Origin of the sequence: Photorhabdus heterorhabditis, from assembly GCF_001280945.1 — a bacterium.
Taxonomy (GTDB): Bacteria; Pseudomonadota; Gammaproteobacteria; order Enterobacterales; family Enterobacteriaceae; genus Photorhabdus; species Photorhabdus heterorhabditis.
The window spans coordinates 1-21,274 of sequence record NZ_LJCS01000060.1; the positions used below are offsets into that span (position 1 = coordinate 1).

At 42.8% G+C, this 21,274-nt stretch carries 17 protein-coding genes and 1 pseudogene; 7 read left to right on the forward strand and 11 right to left on the reverse strand.

All coding sequences use genetic code 11. From position 1 onward, the window contains the following. Positions 1-172 precede the first annotated feature (172 nt). The 7 genes from ribD to queA form a co-directional block, all read right to left on the reverse strand. A complete protein-coding gene (ribD, locus tag AM629_RS16935) occupies positions 173-1,282 on the reverse strand; it encodes a bifunctional diaminohydroxyphosphoribosylaminopyrimidine deaminase/5-amino-6-(5-phosphoribosylamino)uracil reductase RibD (protein ID WP_200905774.1) in 1,110 nt (369 codons plus the stop codon). A gap of 7 nt (positions 1,283-1,289) precedes the next feature. After that, positions 1,290-1,739, reverse strand: coding sequence for a transcriptional regulator NrdR (gene nrdR, locus AM629_RS16940; protein ID WP_041382373.1), 450 nt, complete (start codon positions 1,737-1,739; stop codon positions 1,290-1,292). 115 nt (positions 1,740-1,854) lie between these two features. After that, a complete protein-coding gene (gene secF / locus AM629_RS16945) occupies positions 1,855-2,823 on the reverse strand; it encodes a protein translocase subunit SecF (protein WP_054480430.1) in 969 nt (322 codons plus the stop codon). A 10-nt stretch (positions 2,824-2,833) separates the two neighbouring features. Beyond that, entirely contained in the window at positions 2,834-4,681 is a 1,848-nt protein-coding gene (gene secD / locus AM629_RS16950; RefSeq protein WP_072161916.1) for a protein translocase subunit SecD, read from the reverse strand. A gap of 27 nt (positions 4,682-4,708) precedes the next feature. Continuing rightward, positions 4,709-5,041 carry a preprotein translocase subunit YajC gene (gene yajC / locus AM629_RS16955; protein ID WP_041382377.1) on the reverse strand — a complete coding sequence of 111 codons (333 nt, stop codon included), beginning with the start codon at positions 5,039-5,041 and terminating at the stop codon, positions 4,709-4,711. A 146-nt stretch (positions 5,042-5,187) separates the two neighbouring features. After that, complete coding sequence (gene tgt, locus AM629_RS16960) at positions 5,188-6,312, reverse strand: tRNA guanosine(34) transglycosylase Tgt (protein WP_054480432.1); 1,125 nt, start codon at positions 6,310-6,312, stop codon at positions 5,188-5,190. Between the two features lie 177 nt (positions 6,313-6,489). Beyond that, positions 6,490-7,557 (reverse strand): tRNA preQ1(34) S-adenosylmethionine ribosyltransferase-isomerase QueA, encoded by a 1,068-nt coding sequence (gene queA / locus AM629_RS16965; protein WP_054480433.1) that lies wholly within the window; start codon positions 7,555-7,557, stop codon positions 6,490-6,492. A gap of 104 nt (positions 7,558-7,661) precedes the next feature. Between queA and AM629_RS16970 the strand changes: the two genes are divergently transcribed. The 4 genes from AM629_RS16970 (at position 7,662) to ggt (ending at position 11,398) form a co-directional block, all read left to right on the forward strand. After that, the gene (locus AM629_RS16970; protein WP_054480434.1) at positions 7,662-8,258 is read left to right on the forward strand and encodes an acyl carrier protein phosphodiesterase; all 597 of its coding nucleotides are present in this window, start codon (positions 7,662-7,664) and stop codon (positions 8,256-8,258) included. Between the two features lie 199 nt (positions 8,259-8,457). After that, on the forward strand, positions 8,458-8,610 hold the full coding sequence (locus AM629_RS24000) for a hypothetical protein (RefSeq protein WP_161804240.1): 153 nt from the start codon (positions 8,458-8,460) through the stop codon (positions 8,608-8,610). A 209-nt stretch (positions 8,611-8,819) separates the two neighbouring features. Continuing rightward, positions 8,820-9,422, forward strand: a complete 603-nt coding sequence (locus AM629_RS16975) for a peroxiredoxin C (RefSeq protein ID WP_054480435.1) — start codon at positions 8,820-8,822, stop codon at positions 9,420-9,422. Between the two features lie 215 nt (positions 9,423-9,637). Next, positions 9,638-11,398: a gamma-glutamyltransferase gene (gene ggt, locus AM629_RS16980; RefSeq protein ID WP_054480436.1), complete on the forward strand. Its 1,761-nt coding sequence runs from the start codon at positions 9,638-9,640 to the stop codon at positions 11,396-11,398. Positions 11,399-11,540: 142 nt separating this feature from the next. Here ggt and brnQ read toward each other — a convergent pair whose 3' ends face one another. The 3 genes from brnQ to phoB form a co-directional block, all read right to left on the reverse strand. After that, positions 11,541-12,872 carry a branched-chain amino acid transport system II carrier protein gene (brnQ, locus tag AM629_RS16985; RefSeq protein ID WP_054480437.1) on the reverse strand — a complete coding sequence of 444 codons (1,332 nt, stop codon included), beginning with the start codon at positions 12,870-12,872 and terminating at the stop codon, positions 11,541-11,543. 349 nt (positions 12,873-13,221) lie between these two features. Continuing rightward, positions 13,222-14,559 carry a phosphate regulon sensor histidine kinase PhoR gene (phoR, locus tag AM629_RS16990; protein ID WP_054480438.1) on the reverse strand — a complete coding sequence of 446 codons (1,338 nt, stop codon included), beginning with the start codon at positions 14,557-14,559 and terminating at the stop codon, positions 13,222-13,224. A 23-nt stretch (positions 14,560-14,582) separates the two neighbouring features. Further along, positions 14,583-15,272 carry a phosphate regulon transcriptional regulator PhoB gene (phoB, locus tag AM629_RS16995; RefSeq protein ID WP_054480439.1) on the reverse strand — a complete coding sequence of 230 codons (690 nt, stop codon included), beginning with the start codon at positions 15,270-15,272 and terminating at the stop codon, positions 14,583-14,585. A gap of 385 nt (positions 15,273-15,657) precedes the next feature. On the opposite strand from phoB, the gene sbcD reads away from it, so the two are divergent. From sbcD to tnpA, 3 genes and pseudogenes are all read left to right on the forward strand, one after another. Further along, positions 15,658-16,935, forward strand: a complete 1,278-nt coding sequence (gene sbcD, locus AM629_RS17000) for an exonuclease subunit SbcD (RefSeq protein WP_054480440.1) — start codon at positions 15,658-15,660, stop codon at positions 16,933-16,935. Positions 16,936-16,970: 35 nt separating this feature from the next. After that, positions 16,971-20,660, forward strand: coding sequence for an AAA family ATPase (locus tag AM629_RS17005; RefSeq protein ID WP_054480441.1), 3,690 nt, complete (start codon positions 16,971-16,973; stop codon positions 20,658-20,660). A gap of 80 nt (positions 20,661-20,740) precedes the next feature. Further along, a pseudogene (gene tnpA, locus AM629_RS22450) lies at positions 20,741-21,096 on the forward strand (IS200/IS605 family transposase). Here the strand turns inward: tnpA and AM629_RS24255 are convergent. Continuing rightward, complete coding sequence (locus tag AM629_RS24255; protein WP_167338264.1) at positions 21,056-21,199, reverse strand: hypothetical protein; 144 nt, start codon at positions 21,197-21,199, stop codon at positions 21,056-21,058. The pseudogene tnpA and the gene AM629_RS24255 overlap by 41 nt on opposite strands. Positions 21,200-21,274 lie beyond the last annotated feature (75 nt).

The window sequence follows — 21,274 nt, forward strand, 5'->3', positions numbered from 1 at the left end:
ACGCCCGGTGTGAACGGAAGGCATCAGTTGTCGTAGGAATGTGGTCATAATAGAAGTTCTGAATTTGGAATGGGAACCAAGATATTAACTGATAAGGGATAACTTTTGCGACACCCTCGCACTGGGCGAGGGTTTACGGCGTTTTTCGCTAACCCATATTTCATACATCCAATCAGTATACAGGCCGCAAGCGCAGGCGAAGATCCGGCCCGACTTGCTGTACATCAAAAATGTTAAATTCTGGCGCTTCGGCTAGATTTTTAAGTTCAGGAATAGTAAACAAACCACAAGCGGTATCACCCAGCACCTTTGGTGCGACATAAAGAACCAGCTCATCCACCAGCCCCAAGTTCAACAATGCGCCAGCCAATAACGGGCCGCATTCTGCCCAAACCGTATTCATCTGACGTTTGCCCAGTTGCATCATCAGTAACACTAAATCCACACCAGCATCACGAGCAGGCAGCAGTATTTGCTCTACATTTTCAGGCCAGTTATCTTCATCCGCTTTGGTTCGAGCCAACCAACAATGACCAGGTTGTTGTATGACCTGATGATGCGGAGCAACACGATTCTGACTGTCAACAATGACACGCACTGGCTGACGAAGATTTTCCTTCGGATAAACCGCCTGAGTTTCTGCATCCAATTCGCTCCAACGAACCGTCAAGTAAGGATTATCAGCCAGAACCGTGCTGCTGGAACTCAGAATTGCGCTACATTGAGCGCGGAGTTTCTGCACATCATAACGAGACTGTAATGATGTAATCCATTTACTTTCTCCGGAAGCCAGCGCAGTTCTCCCATCAAGAGAAGAAGCCATCTTCAATTGAATATACGGGAACCCTGTACGCATCCGCTTCAGAAACCCCCGGTTAAGGGATTCCGCTTCCGCCATCATCAACCCATGTTCTACTTCAATACCCGCCTGTTGCAGCTTATAAAGCCCTCTTCCCGCTACTTGGGGATTAGGATCTTGCATAGCAGTAACCACACGGTTGACACCAGCCGTAATCAAGGCATCAGCACAAGGAGGAGTTTTACCGTGATGATTACATGGTTCGAGAGTGACATAAGCGGTTGAGCCTTTGGCTTTATCTCCGGCCATCCGTAAAGCATGAACTTCAGCATGCGGGCCACCAGAACGTAAATGAAAACCTTCCCCAACAATCTGTCCATCACGCACAATTACACAACCAACGTTGGGATTAGGTGATGTGGTAAAACGCCCCTGACGCGCCAATTCAAGCGCGCGCGCCATATATTTTTCATCTCTATTCACTAGCTTATTAATCCTGTAATTTAGCAATCTCTTCACCAAATTCACGAATATCTTCAAAGCTACGGTAGACGGAAGCAAAACGGATATAGGCGACTTTATCCAATTTCTTCAACTCATCCATGACCAAATTACCAATCATTTTAGATGGAATTTCCCGTTCACCAGTAGCTCGTAACTGAGATTTAATATAGCTAATCGCCATTTCTACATCATCAGAACTGACTGGGCGTTTCTCCAGTGCTTTTTGCATACCGCGCCGTAATTTTTCTTCATCGAATGGCTCCCGGATATCATCACTTTTTATTACCCTCGGCATAACCAGCTCAGCCATTTCAAAAGTGGTGAACCGCTCATGACATTCAAGACACTGGCGCCTGCGGCGCACCTGCGAACCATCCCCGACCAAACGGGAGTCAATCACTTTGGTATCAACAGCAGCACAAAATGGGCAATGCATATCGTTTCCTGATGGTTAATACGAACTAAATTTACAGTTTATCCTTAATCTGAATAAAAAACACCCTGTCAGCCGGATACTCACAGGGTGTTTAAACAGCATTAAGGCCGAATCATTAAGGCAATAAAGATGGCTGATCAGCCCCTTCCTTTTCAACCTTTTGCTGGATCATGTGTTCACGCTTCATACCCAGTTTCAACGCTAATGCGGAAGCAACATAGATAGAAGATATCGTACCGATAGAAACACCGATTAACATTGCCAGTGAGAACCCTTTCAGCATCGCACCACCGAAAATATACAACATCAGTACCACCAATAAGGTTGTCGCAGAAGTCATGATGGTACGACTCAGTGTTTGGGTCAGAGATACATTCATAATTTCATACGACGTACCACGACGGATCTTACGGAAGTTTTCACGGATACGGTCAGAAACCACGATACTGTCATTCAGTGAGTAACCAATAACAGACATCAGAGATGCCACAATTGTCAGGTCAATCTCAATATGGAACAACGACAGTACCCCTAGCGTGATGACGACGTCATGCGCAAGCGCGAGAACCGCCCCCAATGCCAGCCGCCATTCAAAGCGGAATCCAACATAAATCAAGATACAGATAAGCGCCGCTAACAACGCCATGGCACCATTTTGAGCGAGTTCAGCACCAACACTCGGCCCAACAATTTCAACGCGATTTACACTCGCATCTTTATCAACGGTGTCATTGATGACCTTGATTACCCTTTTGCTCAGTTCTTCATTAGCAGCACCTGTAACCGGCGGCATACGCACCATCACGTCACGACTACTTCCGAAATTTTGCAATAGGGGATCTACAAAACCCGCTTTTGCCAGGTTATCACGCATTTTATCCAGATCAGCCGGTTTACTGAGCTTAATTTCGATTACCGTACCACCGGTAAAATCCAATCCCCAGTTAAAACCGCGAGTTGCCATCACAAAAATAGAAGCCACCAACAGCAGCAACGAAATTCCGAAAGCAACGTTGTCCCAGCGCATAAAGTCGTAGACTTTACGACCATGGTTCAATTGTTCAACAGTATAATCCTGTGCCACAACGAGCTCCTTAAATTGACAGCTTCTTAATACGCTTACCGCCATATAGCAGGTTCACGATAGCCCGCGTACCGACAATAGCAGTGAACATAGAAGTGGCGACACCAATTGACGTTGTTATCGCAAAGCCTTTAATTGACCCGGTACCAACAGCGTAAAGAATGACAGCCGTAATCAGCGTAGTCAGGTTAGCATCGACAATACTGGAGAAAGCCCCTTTATAACCTTCGTGTATCGCTTGCTGTACAGTACGGCCATTACGCAATTCTTCTTTGATACGCTCGTTTATCAACACGTTAGCATCAACTGCCACCGCCAAAGTCAGAACAATCCCTGCAATCCCCGGCATGGTTAGCGTAGCCCCCGGTAATAGGGACATTACACCAACAATCAGCACTAGGTTAGCCAACAGTGCACTACTCGCAATCAAACCAAATTTGCGATAGTAAATCACCATAAACAGGATTGATGCGATCAATCCCCACAAACAAGCTTCCAAACCTTGCTCAATGTTTTGCAGGCCAAGAGTTGGTCCTATAGTACGCTCTTCCACAATCTGAATCGGTGCAATCAAAGCACCAGCGCGCAGCAGTAAAGATAACTGACGGGCTTCAGTTGCATTGGAAATACCAGTAATACGGAAATTATTCCCCAAACGGGTCTGGATATTAGCAATGTTAATCACTTCTTCATTTTTGACTAACACCGCCCGGCCATTAGCATCTTTCTTGCCGCTGTCTTTATATTCCACAAACAGCGTCGCCATTGGTTTACCAACATTGTCTTTGGTGAAATTAGACATCGCGGTACCACCAGCACTGTCTAGTGAAATATTCACCTCTGGCTGACCGTATTCATCCGTACCAGAGGTCGAATCTGTAATGTGATCACCCGTCAGAATAACGCGCTTATACAACACAACCGGATTACCATCACGGGTATTTTTCACCTCAGAATCACCCGGTACACGGCCTGACGCAGCCGCTGTAGCATCAACGCTGGAATTAACTAAACGGAATTCCAATGTCGCTGTCGCACCAAGAATTTCTTTAGCGCGGGCAGTATCCTGAATACCCGGTAATTCAACCACGATACGGTCAGAGCCTTGACGCTGAACTAATGGTTCTGCAACACCCAGTTGGTTAACACGGTTACGCAGAATGGTAATGTTCTGTTGCACTGCATAAGAACGGGCTTCGCGCTGACGCTCATCACTCATTACCGCTTTCAGGGTATTGTTTGTTCCAACACTGAACACTAAATCACGGTGACGGCCAGTGAGATAGCTCTCTGCATCAGAGCGAGCTTTTTCATCACGGAAACGGATTTCTACACCATAATTCTCAATTTTGCGGATGGTGGAGTAAAGAATACCTTTTTCACGTAAATCAGTGCGCAGGCCATCAATATTCTGCTCTTGCAGTTTGCCTAACGCGGTTTCCATATCCACTTCCATTAAGAAGTGAACACCACCACGCAAATCAAGACCCAGTTTCATTGGCTCTGCGCCAAGCTTACTCAGCCAAGTTGGTGTTGCTGGAGCCAAGTTCAATGCCACCACATACTGATCGCCCAATTCGGACATCAATATTTCACGGGCACGAAGCTGAATATCAGAATTACTGAAACGAGCAAGAATTGCACCATTTTCCAGCGCAATAGATTTACTCGTGATTTGATCTTTTTCTAAAACATTACGGACTTGGTCCAGCGTTCGCTCACTGGCGGCAATGCCTCGCGCGCCAGTGATTTGTACAGCCGGATCCTCACCATAAAGGTTGGGAAGTGCATAAAGCAAACCGATGAGGATCGCAGCGATCAGCATCAGATACTTCCACAAAGGATAACGGTTTAGCACGGCAGTTCCCTTCGGGAAAATCAGAAATTACAGAGCTTTCATTGTACCTTTCGGTAAAACGGCAGCGACGAAATCACGTTTAATGGTCACTTCAGTAGTGTCATTCAGCGCTACAACAACATAACCCGTGTCAGAAACTTTCGTGACACGACCAATCAAACCACCATTGGTCAGAACTTCATCACCTTTGGAAATGGAATCCATCAGCTTTTTATGTTCTTTCGTACGTTTCTGTTGTGGACGCAGGATCATGAAGTAGAAGATCAAACCGAAAACAACCAGCATGATGATCAAAGAATATGGGCTTCCCTGAGCCGGTGCGCCAGCAGATGCTGCTGCTTCAGAAATAAAAAAACTCATTAAACTTCCCTCATTGTTATCAAAATCGATAGTAATCAAAAACCAGCCGCAATATGCTATACACACTGAAACCAGTCAATCACTACTAACTGCCTATCCCATTAACCACTTATGCAACACTTCCACCGATTAGGATAGGTTATAAGTCAAACATTCAATAGCGGAACCGGTTTACCAATCCGCTGATAAAAATCTTCAACAAACTGCTCAAGATTACCTTCTTCGATAGCTTTACGGAGCCCAGCCATCAAGCGTTGATAATACCGCAAATTATGGATAGTATTCAGCCTTGCACCCAAAATTTCGTTACAACGATCAAGATGATGCAGATATGCTCGGCTATAATTTCGGCAAGTATAACAATCACACTGCTCATCTAGCGGTGCAGTATCTTCTTTATACTTGGCATTACGAATTTTAATGACACCTTCTGTAACAAAAAGATGACCATTGCGGGCATTACGGGTTGGCATTACGCAATCGAACATATCAATGCCACGGCGAACCCCTTCTACCAAATCTTCTGGTTTCCCTACCCCCATCAGATAACGCGGTTTATCCTGCGGGATTTGCGGACAGACATGCTCAAGAATGCGGTGCATATCTTCTTTAGGCTCTCCTACCGCTAAACCGCCTACAGCGTACCCATCAAAGCCAATCTCTACCAGACCTTTTATTGAGATGTCACGTAAATCTTCGTAAACACTACCCTGAATAATACCAAACAATGCGTTTTTATTCTGCAATTCATCAAAACGCTTACGACTACGCGCCGCCCAACGTAAGGACATTTCCATCGAACGTTTCGCATAATCCCAATCAGCAGGATATGGCGTACATTCATCAAAAATCATGACAATATCGGAACCCAAGTCATACTGGATTTCCATTGATTTTTCCGGGCTAAGGAAAACCGGTGTACCATTAATTGGGTTACGGAAATGAACACCTTCCTCTTTGATTTTTCGCATCGCCCCAAGGCTAAATACCTGAAACCCTCCTGAATCTGTCAAGATCGGGCCATGCCATTGCATAAATCCATGCAAGTCACCATGAAGCTTCATTATTTCCTGTCCGGGACGCAGCCACAGATGAAATGTATTGCCCAGCAGGATCTGCGCGCCAGTTTCTTTCACTTCTTCCGGCGTCATTCCTTTTACTGTGCCATAAGTACCAACAGGCATAAATGCTGGAGTTTCTACAACTCCACGCTCAAAAACCAAGCGGCCACGACGAGCTTGACCATCAGTAGTTTGTAATTCAAATTTCACTTAACCTCCAGGCATCAGATAAACAGTCTGATGCTGTTACTTAAAAAACGTTTGAAACCAAGGCGGAGTGGATATTTACGGACAAACAGTGATCCCGACAAAACGATATCCAGACATATCCTTCTCAGGAATCCTCAACGACACACTCCCGCTGATTGTATACATTATGATAATGAATTAAGAAATTTTTTCCTCGAAAGCCAATGGGTTACGACGAATAAACATGGCATCACCATAACTAAAGAAACGGTATTTTTCTGCCACTGCCTCTTTATAAGCATTCATCGTATTTTTATAACCGGCAAATGCAGAAACCAGCATAATAAGTGTCGATTCCGGCAAATGGAAATTCGTAATCAGGGCATCAACAATCTGATATTCAAAACCCGGATAAATAAAAATCCGTGTATCACCAAAAAATGGCGCAATTAATTCATCTTTACAAGCTTTTGCTGCACTTTCCAAAGAACGGACCGACGTTGTGCCGACAGCGACGACTTTATTACCTCGCGCTTTACATGCCAGAACCGCATCAACCACATGCTGGGGTACCTCAGCATATTCCGAATGCATAACATGGTCTTCGATAGTTTCTACACGCACTGGCTGGAAAGTCCCAGCGCCCACATGCAAGGTAACAAAAACCATCTCCACGCCTTTTTCACGCAGAGCTTCCAATAACGGCTCATCAAAATGAAGCCCCGCCGTTGGCGCCGCTACTGCACCGGGACGTTCACTGTATACCGTCTGATATAGCTCGCGATCCGCCTCTTCATCGGGGCGATCAATATAAGGAGGCAAAGGCATATGACCAACATTATCCAGAATGGATAGCACATCACGCTCATCCTCAAAACGTATTTCGAACAGGGTATCATGGCGGGCCAGCATGGTTGCTTTTATACTCTCATTATCCCCCAGCAGCAGCTCAGTTCCCTCTTTCGGCGCTTTAGAAGCACGCACATGTGCAAGTACTCGCTTATCATCCAAAATTCGTTCAACCAGAACTTCCAACTTACCGCCAGTGGCCTTCCGGCCAAAAATACGCGCAGGTATTACCCGGGTATTATTGAAAACCAGCAAATCTCCAGTATTCAGTTTATTGAGAACATCCGTAAAAACACCATGCGTTAACGCCCCTGTTTCACCGTCAAGAGAAAGCAGACGGCAGCTACTGCGTTGTGGTTGAGGATAACGAGCAATCATTTCGTCAGGAAGTTCAAAAGTAAAATCGGAGACACGCATTATATTTAATCATTCAGAAAAACAAGCGGACTAGTCTAGTGCCACAATTCTGAGGGTGCAACAAATAAGCACATAACTTCGCTGATTTATATTATAATTACTGGATGAATTTTCTCGCTCACCTTCATTTAGCTACTCTGGCTGAAAGTTCCCTACTAGGAAACTTAATGGCGGACTTTGTTCGAGGTAATCCAGAGGGGCAATACGACGCTGATGTAGCCGCTGGTATTCGCATGCATCGGCGTGTTGACGTATTAACAGATACCCATCCATTGGTTATTCAAGCCCGTCACTTGTTCAGTGCGCCATATCGACGGGTTGCGCCGATTACTTTGGATATTATCTGGGATCACTTCCTTTCCCTGCATTGGAATAAACTGGTACCTACTTACTCGCTACCCGCATTTATTCACCATGCCCATAATCAGATAGAACCCCATCTTTATAAAACTCCTGAAAGCTTTCAGGAACTGAATGAATTTTTATGGCCACAAAACTGGCTGATCCGCTATGCAGATCTTCCGTTTATCGCAAATGTATTAAAAGGAATGGCTCGAAGACATCCCAGGTTATCGGCCTTATCTGGTTCATTTCAGGATATAGAGCGACATTATTCTGATTTAGAAGCACTATTCTGGCAATTTTATCCCTATATGATGAATAAAGCAGAAAATAAGGGCTTCTACTGTCCAACTCAATAGGCATTATTACCCCTGTAAATAATTTCCTAACGGCCAGCCTTTGACTGGCCGTAGATGAATAGTAGGAAACTCTTTTTATAAACAAATGTTTTATACCCAATAGATTTCAAGATGCGTCGCGACGGCAAGGGAGCGAATCCCCGGGAGCAGAGATAACTCTGTGACCGGGGTAAGTGAGTGCAGCCAACAAAGAGGCAATTTGAAAGATAACAGGTATAATCGCGGTTGTATTCGGAAAGATCTTTATCAGGGAAACCTAAACGATCCATTTACTTTGTCTGTCGTTATTCAGCACGACGATAACCCCAGTGGTAATGGTGCGCCAGAAATTACCATCCTCGCCACGGTCTAATAACCTAATGAAATGGCCTTTTAATACGAATCCTGCTAAACCTTTGCAAAAATATCCCTGTTTTCTTAAGGTAAAGAAAATAAAAATAAGGTATTGATAGGTAAAATCTATTGCAAAAATTAGTATTTTTTCCTTTATTGGTGTACGCTAATTCCTTATTCTATATCCAATTTTTACACAAACCCCGATCAAAATTACAGGAGTAAATTATGGTTCTGGTAACCCGTCCAGCCCCCGACTTTACAGCAGCAGCTGTTCTCGGTAATGGCGAAATCGTTGAAAATTTCAACCTAAAAAATCATCTGAACGGTAAGCCTGCCGTTATCTTCTTCTGGCCGATGGACTTTACTTTCGTATGTCCTTCTGAACTGATCGCATTTGACCACCGCTACGAAGAATTTAAAAAACGTGGTGTTGAAGTCGTTGGTGTTTCTTTTGATTCTGAATTCGTTCACAACGCTTGGCGTAAAACCTCTATCGAGAAAGGCGGTATTGGCGAAGTTAAATATGCAATGGTTGCTGATACTAAACGCGAAATTCAAAAATCCTACGGCATTGAGCATCCAGATGCAGGCGTAGCTCTGCGTGGTTCTTTCCTGATCGACAAAAATGGCATTGTCCGTCACCAAGTCGTTAACGATCTGCCACTGGGTCGTAACATTGACGAAATGCTGCGTATGGTTGACGCACTGCAATTCCACGAAGAGCACGGCGATGTATGCCCTGCACAATGGGAAAAAGGTAAAGAAGGTATGAGTGCTTCTCCAGACGGAGTTGCTAAGTACCTGTCCCAAAACGCTGCTAAACTGTAAGCTCAAACGTTACCAATATTTAACCAGTTGGTTTATTCCAACTGGTTTTTTATTCTGAAATTCCTCATTTTGCCACCTTGCGCACAAAAAAACAGCCTTCCAGATAACTATCACCTCTTATAATTAAATTTACAATTGGTTAACATTAAAATTTGTACAAAAGTAAATATTTCTACTTATAAAAATCACCTCACAAAATAACAGGAGTTCTCAACATGTTAAAAACATGGAAAACACCACTGGCTATAATATCCTTACTTATCTCCTCTCATCTTTATGCAGCTTCTGAACCTGCCGTTGAAGCTAAAAATGGCATGGTTGTATCAGCTCAACATCTTGCTTCACAAGTTGGTGTAGATATTCTCAAAATAGGTGGAAATGCGATTGATGCAGCTGTTGCTGTTGGTTATGCCCAAGCCGTTGTCAACCCATGCTGTGGCAATATCGGCGGCGGTGGCTTTATGACAATTCATTTAGCAGATGGCACTGATACCTTTATTAATTTCCGCGAGACTGCACCAAATGCAGCAAACGCAAATATGTATCTGGATAAAACAGGCAATATTATTAAAGGTGCCAGTTTATATGGCTATCTGGCAGTCGGTGTGCCGGGAACAGTCATGGGACTGGACAGTGCCCTGAAAAAATACGGCAAACTAAGCCGTGAACAAGTCATGGCACCCGCGATTAAGCTAGCACGTGAAGGTTTTATACTGACACGAGCAGACACCGATATTCTGGACACTACAATCGAACGTTTTCGCAAAGATCCAGAAGCGGCCCGCATTTTCCTGCGTAAAGATGGTTCCCCTTATCAACCGGGAGATAAACTGGTACAAACCGATTTATCGAATACATTGGAGTTAATTGCCAAAAAAGGGCCGGAAGCTTTCTATCATGGAGATATTCCTAAATTAGTCGCAGAAGCAGCTAAAAAATCAGGCGGTATCATCACCGAAGCCGATTTTGCCAATTATAAAATCTCAGAAACGACACCAATCACCTGTAGCTATCGTGGGTACAAATTTATCTCTTCACCTCCACCAAGTTCAGGAGGGGTAACAATGTGTGAAACATTGAATATTCTGGAAGGCTACAACCTCAAAGAAATGGGATTCAATTCTGCTGATTATGTTCACACACTGACGGAAGCAATGCGTCATGCCTATATGGATAGAAATACTTACCTTGGCGATCCGGAATTTGTCAAAAACCCAATCGATCGCTTATTGAGTAAGAGCTATGCTGAATCTTTACGTAAAAATATAAGACCCGGGGAAGCAACAAGATCAGAAAACGTTCAACCCGGTGTTGGACCACATGAGAAACCAGAAACCACACACTACTCAATTGTAGATAGCGAAGGTAATGCAGTTTCAACCACCTATACCATTAATGGGCTGTTTGGGGCCGTTGTTATTGCACCTGGGACAGGTTTCTTCCTTAATGATGAAATGGATGATTTTACAACTAAAATTGGTGAGAAGAATCTGTATGGGCTTGTTCAGGGAGCAACGAACTCCATTGCCCCCGGTAAGCGTCCACTATCATCGATGAGTCCGACACTTGTCACTAAAGACAATAAGATATTCCTTGTACTAGGTTCCCCAGGTGGCTCTCGTATTATCTCCATCACCCTGCAAGCGGCTCTGAATATCATCGAACACGGTATGCAACCTCAAGAAGCCGTCAATAGCCCACGTATTCATCATCAATGGTTACCAGATGAAGTATATTATGAACAACGTGGTCTTTCTAAAGATTCACTGAATCTACTGAAAAAAATGGGATATAAGATGGTGGAACAAACACCATGGGGTGCCGCTGAGGTGATTATGGTTGGTTTGCCGAAAGCTGTTGCTTCAAATACCGATTCTTCAGGTAACGATGCTGCCGTATCGGGTCAGGTGCGTGAAAAACATTTCTATGGTGCCAATGATGTTAGACGTCCGGCAGGTGCTGCTATTGGTTACTAATAACCAATAATTCAGGAAACAAACAATCCATGTAAGAGAAAAAATTTCAAAATACCGGGATGGGATATCCTTTTCTTAATAATCCCATCCCATACTTTCCTTAAACATCTGACAATAGCAAAAAGTCAGATAAAACAGCTCATCATTGATGAATCTGACTCTCGCGTGTACCAGAACGCCCCAGAACACGGTCATAGATACCAAACATAATCAGAATCAACAGGGATGGTGCTAACCAAGCTAACCCTTGATCAGCCAACGGTAAACGCGTTGCCCAATCTGGTAATAAATGCACCAGCATTTCAGATGACTTGATGGCATCTAAAATACCAAACAACAGGCTAATTAGCATAACTGGGGCGAGAATACGGGTGAAATTATTCCACCAGCCGAAAGTGAAGCTCAGCACAATCAGAACGATACACGGTGGATAAATAGCAGTCAGTACTGGTATAGAAACCTTAATCAAATAACTCAAACCAAGGTTAGAAGCCAGCATGGAGAACACTCCAAGGATCAGCACCAGTGAACGATAAGACAGAGGCAAATAACGGCTAAAAAACTCAGCACACGCACAAGTTAACCCAACTGCCGTCACCATACAGGCGACAAAAATCAGTACCGCCAAGAAAATACTGCCCACACTACCAAAAGTATGCTGAACATAGGCATGCAAAATTACAGCGCCGTTCTCTGCATGAGGAACTAATGCACCAATACCCGAACCCAGTTTAAACAGAGACAGATAAACCAGCACCAGACCAATCCCAGCAATCAATCCTGCCCACATCGCATAACGAGTCAATAATGAAGATGAAGCAACACCTCTTGAACGCGCAGCATTAACAATGACAATACCAAATACCATAGCCCCCAAGGTATCCATCGTCAGATAGCCATTAACAAAACCGCTAGAGAATGGGATTTGCTGATAAACATCAATTGCAGGAATTGAACTACCCGCCGGCCAAAGTAAAGCGGCAACACCAAGTATACCTAGCGCTAGCATTTTGATGGGTGCTAACACATGCCCAACCGTATCAAGTAAACGGCCAGGATAAAGCGAGACAGCAATCACCAAAGTAAAATAAATCAGACTGTAAATAAAGAGCGGTAATTCACCTGAACCCGTAAGAGGAGCAATTCCCACTTCAAAAGAGACTGTTGCAGTACGTGGAGTTGCAAATAAAGGACCAACAGCCAGATAACACACCGTAGCAAGCAACAGACCAGCAACCTTACCAATTGGTGAACTCAGCGCTTCAATACCTCCACCTACTTTTGCCAACGCAATGATTGTAATTACGGGTAGACCAACCGCAGTGGTTAGAAAGCCTAATGCCGCCAGCCAAACATATTCACCCGATTGCAATCCCACCATAGGCGGAAAAATAATATTTCCGGCTCCCACAAACAGGGCAAAAGTCATAAACCCTAATGCCCAAATATCCTTAGATGATAAACGATGTGTCATAATGATTATTAATGTTTTTTTACCATTTTAATGGTTTGAATAGTATAAATACCACCAATAATTAGGCACATATTGGCAATATTGAACCCCAATTTAACGATTTATTATCAAAATAATATTCACTGGTATCTGTTAAATACAGAATTATAGTAACTATTATAGACAGAATCGCCAGCAACTGCCCACAAGTAAAACTTTTATAGTGCTAGAAGGCAATAGATAAACCAGAATGCAGAACTATATACCACACTCTTTTTTAAATTCAGTGATTGCTGTTAGCTATCATTGAATACACACTATATGATTTGTGTTTTTTTTGACCTGATAAGCTAATGATTAATTGCGGAGATTAATTATTACTTTTAATCAAACTATCCTTATCTCTTTTACCGGTTATTTTAGTCGGTACAATCAGTCCTATCGGTAAAGTAAAACTGAAGGTTGTTCCTCGTCCTATTTCACTGAGGACTTCAAGATGAGAATGGTGATGATGTAAGGCATGTTTAACAATAGCAAGACCGAGACCACTTCCCCCCGTTTGCCTGGAACGGGCCTTATCTACCCGATAGAAACGTTCAGTTAAACGAGGTAAATGTTCAGCACTGATACCCTGCCCATTGTCTTTCACTGCAAACTCAGCGCCATGGGAATTCTTTTTCCAATTGATATCAATCTGAGTCCCTTCCGGGGTATGGTTAATAGCATTATAAACCAGATTCGACATCGCACTGCGTAGCTGCTCTTCATTACCAAAAACTTTCAATTCTTCACTAATATCGAAATTAATTTTATAACATCCATTACCAAGCGCCGTCGCTTCCTGACGCAATACCTTAAGCATCAAAGGCACATCAACTATTTCATTCATATCAATCTGAGGAGCGACTTCGATTTTAGACAACTGCAATAATTGCTTCACCAAACTGTCCAGCCTCCGGGCTTGCTCCTGCATGGTATTCAACATTTTCTTATTCAGCGAACCACTTACATCCTGATCCTGCATCACTTCCAAATACCCCTGCAATACAGTTAGAGGAGTACGCATTTCATGGCTGACATTTGCAAAAAAATCACGGCGGGCATTTTCTAATGTTCGTTTCTGTGTCACATCTCTGGCAAGCATTAATAATTGCCCTTTAGAGTAAGGCATAACTCGGAATTCAACAGTGAAGCCATTATTTAATTCGATCGATAACGGTCGTGAAAAATCCCGGGAAAGAATATATCGGTTAAAATCAGGATAGCGAAGTAAATTAAAAATATGCTGCCCATTGTCTTCGGGCCAGCGGAACCCGAGTAAATGTTGTGCTAAGCGGTTACACCAGAAAATGTTACCCTCAGTTGTCATCATAACAATGGCATCTGGCAATGACTCAGCCCCACTGCGAAAACGTTTGATCAAAAGAACCAGTTCACGGCGTCGCTTCCGATTTCGTTGTTGCATCTGGTAAATACCATAGAAAATAGGCTCCCATCCCCCTCTTCCCGAAGGTGGCAACATACTGCGATCCAACCATAACCAATCCGAAAGTTTCAGTAAGTTATAGCCATGCCATATCAGCACCAAAAATACCGAAACAAACAAACACCAAGCTAAGTGCCCAATAAACATCGATAAAATTAAGGCAGGTAAACAGAAAAGAAACAGTTCTGAAAGCAGTTTCTTCCAAGATAAACGTTCTAACACATTAGATTCTCCGGTGCGCGGACTTAGTAACGGGTAGAAAAACGATAACCAGTACCACGAACAGTCTGGACCATTTTATCATGACCACCGATTTCTAATACTTTACGTAAACGACGAATATGCACATCGACAGTTCGATCTTCGACATAAACATTTGCTCCCCAAACATAATTGAGCAACTGTTCACGGCTGTAGACCCGTTCAGGATGAGTCATAAAAAAGTACAGTAATTTAAATTCAGTCGGCCCCATATCCAGCACTTGATCCTGGCTAGTCACCCGATGAGAAATTGCATCCAAAATCAGGCCATCCATTTCAATGATATCTTCCATCATCATGGGTGAAATACGCCGTAATACCGCTTTAACTCTGGCAACCAACTCTTTAGGGGAGAAAGGCTTAGTTATATAGTCGTCTGCCCCGACATCCAGACCACGAACCCGATCTTCCTCTTCACCCCGGGCCGTCAACATCATCACGGGAATATCTCGAACATGATTATCTCGTTTCATTTGCTTTATTATCTGCAAACCAGAACCACCCGGGATCATCCAATCCAGCAATACCAAATCAGGATAGGGTTCAGATAAACATGCCAGCGCTGAATCGTAATCCTCCGCTTCTATCGGCTGATACCCATTTTTTTCCAATACAAAACAAACCATCTCACGGATTGGAGTTTCATCTTCAACTACCAGAATACGTCTTGTCATGGTCAATCCTGTTAATCTATTGAGATATACCCGTTATCTTTCAAGTTGCCTCTTTGTTGGCTGCACTCACTCACCCCGGTCACATAGTTATCTATGCTCCCGGGGATTCACTCCCTTGCCGTCGCGAAGCATCTTGAAATCCATTGGGTATAAGCGCTACTTAATTTTAAAAAGTATTATGCGTCAGTTTTATGACAAATTTATGAAATCCTGCCTCCGTTATCCCTCACCTGCAATCTGTTTCGCAATAATTAATTTAACAATTGTCATTTTCATAATGAAATGAGAAGCGACTCGGAGATATATTCACGAAATCAGATTTAAGAATGATATCCAGATTACAATCGTTATAATCATCTTTCACCTTAACGAATTGCGGGGAATTATGCGCATTATTCACACCTCTGACTGGCATCTTGGCCAATATTTTTTTACAAAAAGCCGAGCTGCTGAACATAAACATTTTCTGCATTGGCTGGTTGAACAGATTAAAAATTACCAGGTCGATGCATTGATTGTTGCCGGAGATGTGTTTGATACCGGCTCACCTCCCAGCTACGCCCGTGAATTGTACAATCGCTTTGTTGTTGAACTGCAACCTACTGGCTGTCAGTTAATTATCCTTGGAGGCAATCATGACTCAGTAGCAACGCTGAATGAATCAAAGGAACTACTTTCCTGCCTGAATACCACCGTTATTGCAAATGCTGAAGAAGATCCACAAAAACAGATAAAAATACTCAACACTCAGGACGGCAATGCCGGTGCAATCCTCTGTGCAATCCCTTTTCTACGACCAAGGGATATTATGACCAGTCAAGCGGGCCAGTCAGGCGAACAAAAACAGCTGGCATTACAGGAAGCTATTGCAGAGCACTATCATCAACTGTACCGACAAGCCTGTGAATTACGTGATCAACTAAATATCCCTTTACCTATCATTGCTACCGGGCATCTGACCACTATTGGCGCCTCTGTCACCGATTCAGTCCGGGATATTTATATTGGTACACTTGATGCCTTCCCAGCGCACGCTTTCCCGCCGGCAGACTATATTGCACTTGGGCATATTCACCGGCCACAAATCGTCGCTAAATCTGCACATATTCGTTATAGCGGTTCCCCCATTCCACTCAGTTTTGATGAAGTGGGACAGGAGAAAAGTCTCTGTTTAGTGGAATTTACTCAAGGCAAGCTAGAATCCATTAAACTTTTACCCGTTCCTCAATATCAGCCTATGCAACTTATTAGAGGCAACCTGCAACAAATTGAGCAACAGTTACAGACTCTTAATGATTATAAAGGTGAGCAACCTGTTTGGTTGGATATCGAAGTTGCAACACAAGATTACCTCCATGATATCCAGAAAAGAATTCAATCAATGGTTGCAGAACTTCCGGTAGAAGTCATTCTGCTACGACGTGCCAAAACACAACGACAAAATATGTTGACGAAAGAAAACAGAGAAACCCTAACAGAACTCAGCGTTAACGAAGTTTTTGCCCGGAGGCTTGAGCAAACAGAACTTAACGACGAAGAACATAAAAAACGTCTGACCACTCTTTTCGAACAAACACTGAATGACATCTATAACCCAATAGATTGCAAGATGGATCGCGACGGCAAGGGAGCGCAGCCAACAAAGCAGCAGCTTGAAAGATAAAGGGTATATCAGAATAAAAACAAGGAGGAACAGACATGAAGATCCTGAGTCTACGGCTAAAAAACATTAATTCATTACAAGGTGAATGGAAAATTGATTTCACAGCAGAGCCGTTTGCCAGTAATGGTCTATTCGCAATAACCGGCCCTACCGGGGCAGGTAAAACCACCTTACTGGATGCTATCTGTCTTGCGCTTTATCACAAAACACCACGCCTGACGACGATTTCTACCTCACAAAATGAACTGATGACCCGCCACACAGCAGAATCATTGGCTGAGGTTGAATTTGAAGTGAAAGGCGTCGCCTATCGCGCTTTCTGGAGCCAACGGCGAGCGCGTAATCAACCCGACGGCAACCTGCAAACGCCCAAAGTCGAACTCGCATGCAAAGAGGACGGCAAAATCTTGGCTGATAAAGTTCAGGATAAGGAAGAGAAAGTCACTGAAATTACCGGATTGGATTATGGCCGTTTCACCAAATCCATGTTGTTATCCCAAGGCGACTTTGCCGCATTCCTCAATGCTAAAGCGAATGAACGGGCTGATTTATTGGAAGAATTAACCGGTACTGAAATTTACAGTATTTTATCTCAGCAAATTTACCAGCAATACAAAGAAGCACAATCAGAGCTGGGGATTTTGCAAGCCAAAGCATCTGCCATTGATTTACTAACAGAAGAACAATATCAACAATATCTGGAACAACAGCAACAACTCATACATTCTGAATCACAGCTGAATCAGCAGATAAAAACACTGCAACATTCGCAACAATGGCTGATTCGTGAAGAAGAACTCCAGCAATTTGCTACTGAAAATCATGCGGCTTTACAACAAGCAGAAAAAGCACTTACCCACGCAGAACCACAACTACAAAAACTGGCTAGCAGTGAACCAGCAGAAATACTTCGCCCATTACTGGAGGGCAAGAATCGAACTCAATCTGAATACCAGAGAATCAGTAAACAGTTGGCAGATATGCATCAGCAACTTCATCAACAACAGCAAACTCTCACACCAATACAGCACAAAGTAACTGATTCAGAGTCGGCCCAAAGAACACATCAACAATACCGGCAACAGCAAGAAAAACTGATATCAGAGCAAGTGATTCCATTGGATCATCAAATTGATATTCAGATTAAAGATCTTAATCTTACTCAACAACACATCAATGAACAAAAAGCAGAGTTTGAAAATACTAATCAGCAATACAACGTGGCAAACCAACATGCTCAGTCATTAACCAGCCAAAGAAAACAATTGGAAAATTATTTTGAGCAGCAACCTCATCATCAATATTTCGGTGAAAAAATTACTTTTTGGCAACACCAATTCTCCTGGTGGCAAGACCAGCAACAACAGATTAATCAGCGGACCCAAAAGACAGATAAACTCACGACTGAGCTAACACAATTCAATGATAGTCTGAATAAGCAACAAAAAGATTTAAAACAACAGATTGAAAATAGCCAACCGCTGAAACTGGCATTTGAACAAGCAGAGCAGCAATTCTTTAATCTGCAAAAGCAATATTCACAGGAAAAATTAAAAAAACAATTCATTGAATATCAGCAACAGCTGACTCTACAACACAAATTGGAGGTATTGTCCCCTCAGATCCTGCAATTACAAACAACTATTGCCAGTAACAATATTCGCTTACAACAACCAGAAAAATTATTAAAAGAACTTCCTATACAAATGGAAGTTGCTGATAAACAACTTTCAGAAAAACAGCAACATCTGGAAGATCTTTCTCAACGTATTCAATTAGAACAAAAGATTGTCAGTCTGGAAAAAGAACGAGTACAACTTAAGGAAGGCGACCCTTGCCCTCTTTGCGGCTCTGAACATCATCCAGCTATTCAAGCTTATCAAAATATTGAATTGCCAAAATCAGAACAACGGCTAAAAGATTTACGTCAGCAATCTGAAGAATTGCAAACAACCAAAATATCGTTGGTCAATAAAAAAGAATTTCAACAACAACAATACAACCATATTTTGCAAGAAATTGCAGATGCTGAACTACAACTGAATTCATTGACTCAACAATGGCAACAAACTTGTGAAATATTACAAACTGAAATTTCTCCGTTAGATAAACCAGCACTTGAAGCATTTGTGCAACAGAACCAATCTGCTTATCAGCTTTACCAAACTCAATTAACCGAATTTGAACTAGCAGAAAAAGAGTATCAAAAAACAGAAAAAACACTGACAGCTCATCAAGAGCACATTAAAGAAATTGAGCACAGAGTTGGACTAGATAAACAACAATATGATGCCCGGAAAATATCTCTGTCTGAACTGCAACCAGAGATACAGCAGCAGCAGCGCAAGCTAACTGATGTTATCGAAAAAATAAACTCGGAATTACAAGAATATAATTTACCACTGCCAATTCTAAATGATGCTGAGAACTGGCTACAACAACGTAGAAATGAGTGGCAGATATATCAAAACTGCCGGGAAAACTGGCAACAGCGCCAAAAAGAACAAGCTGTCGTTCAAAGTCAGATTGAATCATTGAATAAACAGAAAGAAGAATACACATCCCGTTTAAACGGGTTTCATCAAAAAGAGCAACAACAAAAACAGCAACTCGAAAAGATGCAACAACAACGCCAAGAGCTATTTGGTGAACAATCTGTTGCGAAAATAACTCAAGCACTACAGCAACATTCTCAGAAGCTAGAAGAAGAGTGCAAACAGGCATTATCACATTTGCAACAAGCACAATCTCATATTAACCAACTCACCGGTGCAATTGATGAGACAGAAAAAAACTGTAACCAAGCTGAGCACCAAAAACAGCTGGCAGAACAAAATTTCACTTCTGCATTAACCGAAAGCATCTTTGTCGATCAAAGTACCTTTGAAACAGCACTGTTATCACCAGAACAACGTAAGGAATTACAACAACTCAAAGGACAGCTTGAACAAGAACAGGTGCAAGCCAAAATCTTATGTCAGAAAGCCGCAGAAACCTTACAACAACACCTGAAAAATCGTCCTAAGTTGTTTGATCAATATACAAAACCACAACTCATTGAACAGTTGGAAAATATTATTGGAGAATTGAAAAGAAACACACTACAACAAGGGGAATTGAAAAACCTGATTAGTCATGATGCAGCCCGCCGTCAACAACAAAAATCCTTGTTGGAAGAAATCAACCATTGCCGACAAAATTATGATGACTGGAGCTATCTTAATAACCTGATAGGCTCGGCAGATGGCGCTAAATTCCGCCGTTTTGCCCAAGGTCTGACGCTAGATCACCTAATTCATCTTGCCAATCAACGACTGAACAAACTCCACGGACGCTACTATTTGCAACGCAAAAATAGTGACGGACTTGAACTACAAGTCGTTGATACCTGGCAAGCCGATGCCATCCGTGATACCAAAACACTTTCCGGTGGAGAAAGTTTTCTGGTCAGCCTCGCGCTAGCTTTAGCTTTATCTGATTTAGTCAGCAATAAAACCTGTATTGATTCGCTATTTCTGGATGAGGGCTTTGGCACACTTGATCCAGAAACCCTGGATATTGCTCTTGATGCTTTGGATAATCTGAATGCTTCCGGGAAAACGATCGGCGTCATAAGCCACGTCGAAGCCATGAAAGAACGTATCCCTGTACAGATCAAAGTGAAAAAAATTAACGGACTTGGGATAAGCAAACTCGCACCTGAGTTTCGCTATACCAGACAGTGAGTAAAAAAAGAACAAGGTACTCAAATGAGCAAACAGAGGAACGATGAAATCCTGTTTGCTCAATACGTTACTCCTATATTATCGTTTTCATTCAAGGACTATCTCAGCAGGTATCATTAACAAAATGGCCTGACAAAATAAGAGGCTATTTTGCCCGTGTATGTGCCAATTTTGATGTTGAACTGGTTGAAATGGAGGGCGGACAAGATCATGTTCACCGGCTAATTAATTACCCCCTAAATTGGCGGTATCTAATCGGGTTAACAGCCTCAAAGGGGTATCAAGTCGATTGCTTCGCCGAGATCATCCTGATATTGCACAGCGCTATTACTACAAAGGTGTTCTTTGGACACCGAGTTATTTTGTGGGCAATTGTGGCGGTGCGCCAATATCAATCATTCGCCAATACATTGAGCAACAGCAAACACCCAGTTAGTCTGAAAACCGCGCCTTATATCCCTGCCCTGAGCTGGCAGTAAACAAAAAACCTCTTCCTCCAGAAGTGATTCTAAAGGTTCAATCACTTCTGGTTGTCGCACAACCAGCAACCAACAAAACGAATGCTACCGACAATAAGTTAAAGAAACGCATCATATTCCTGACGGGAAATCATT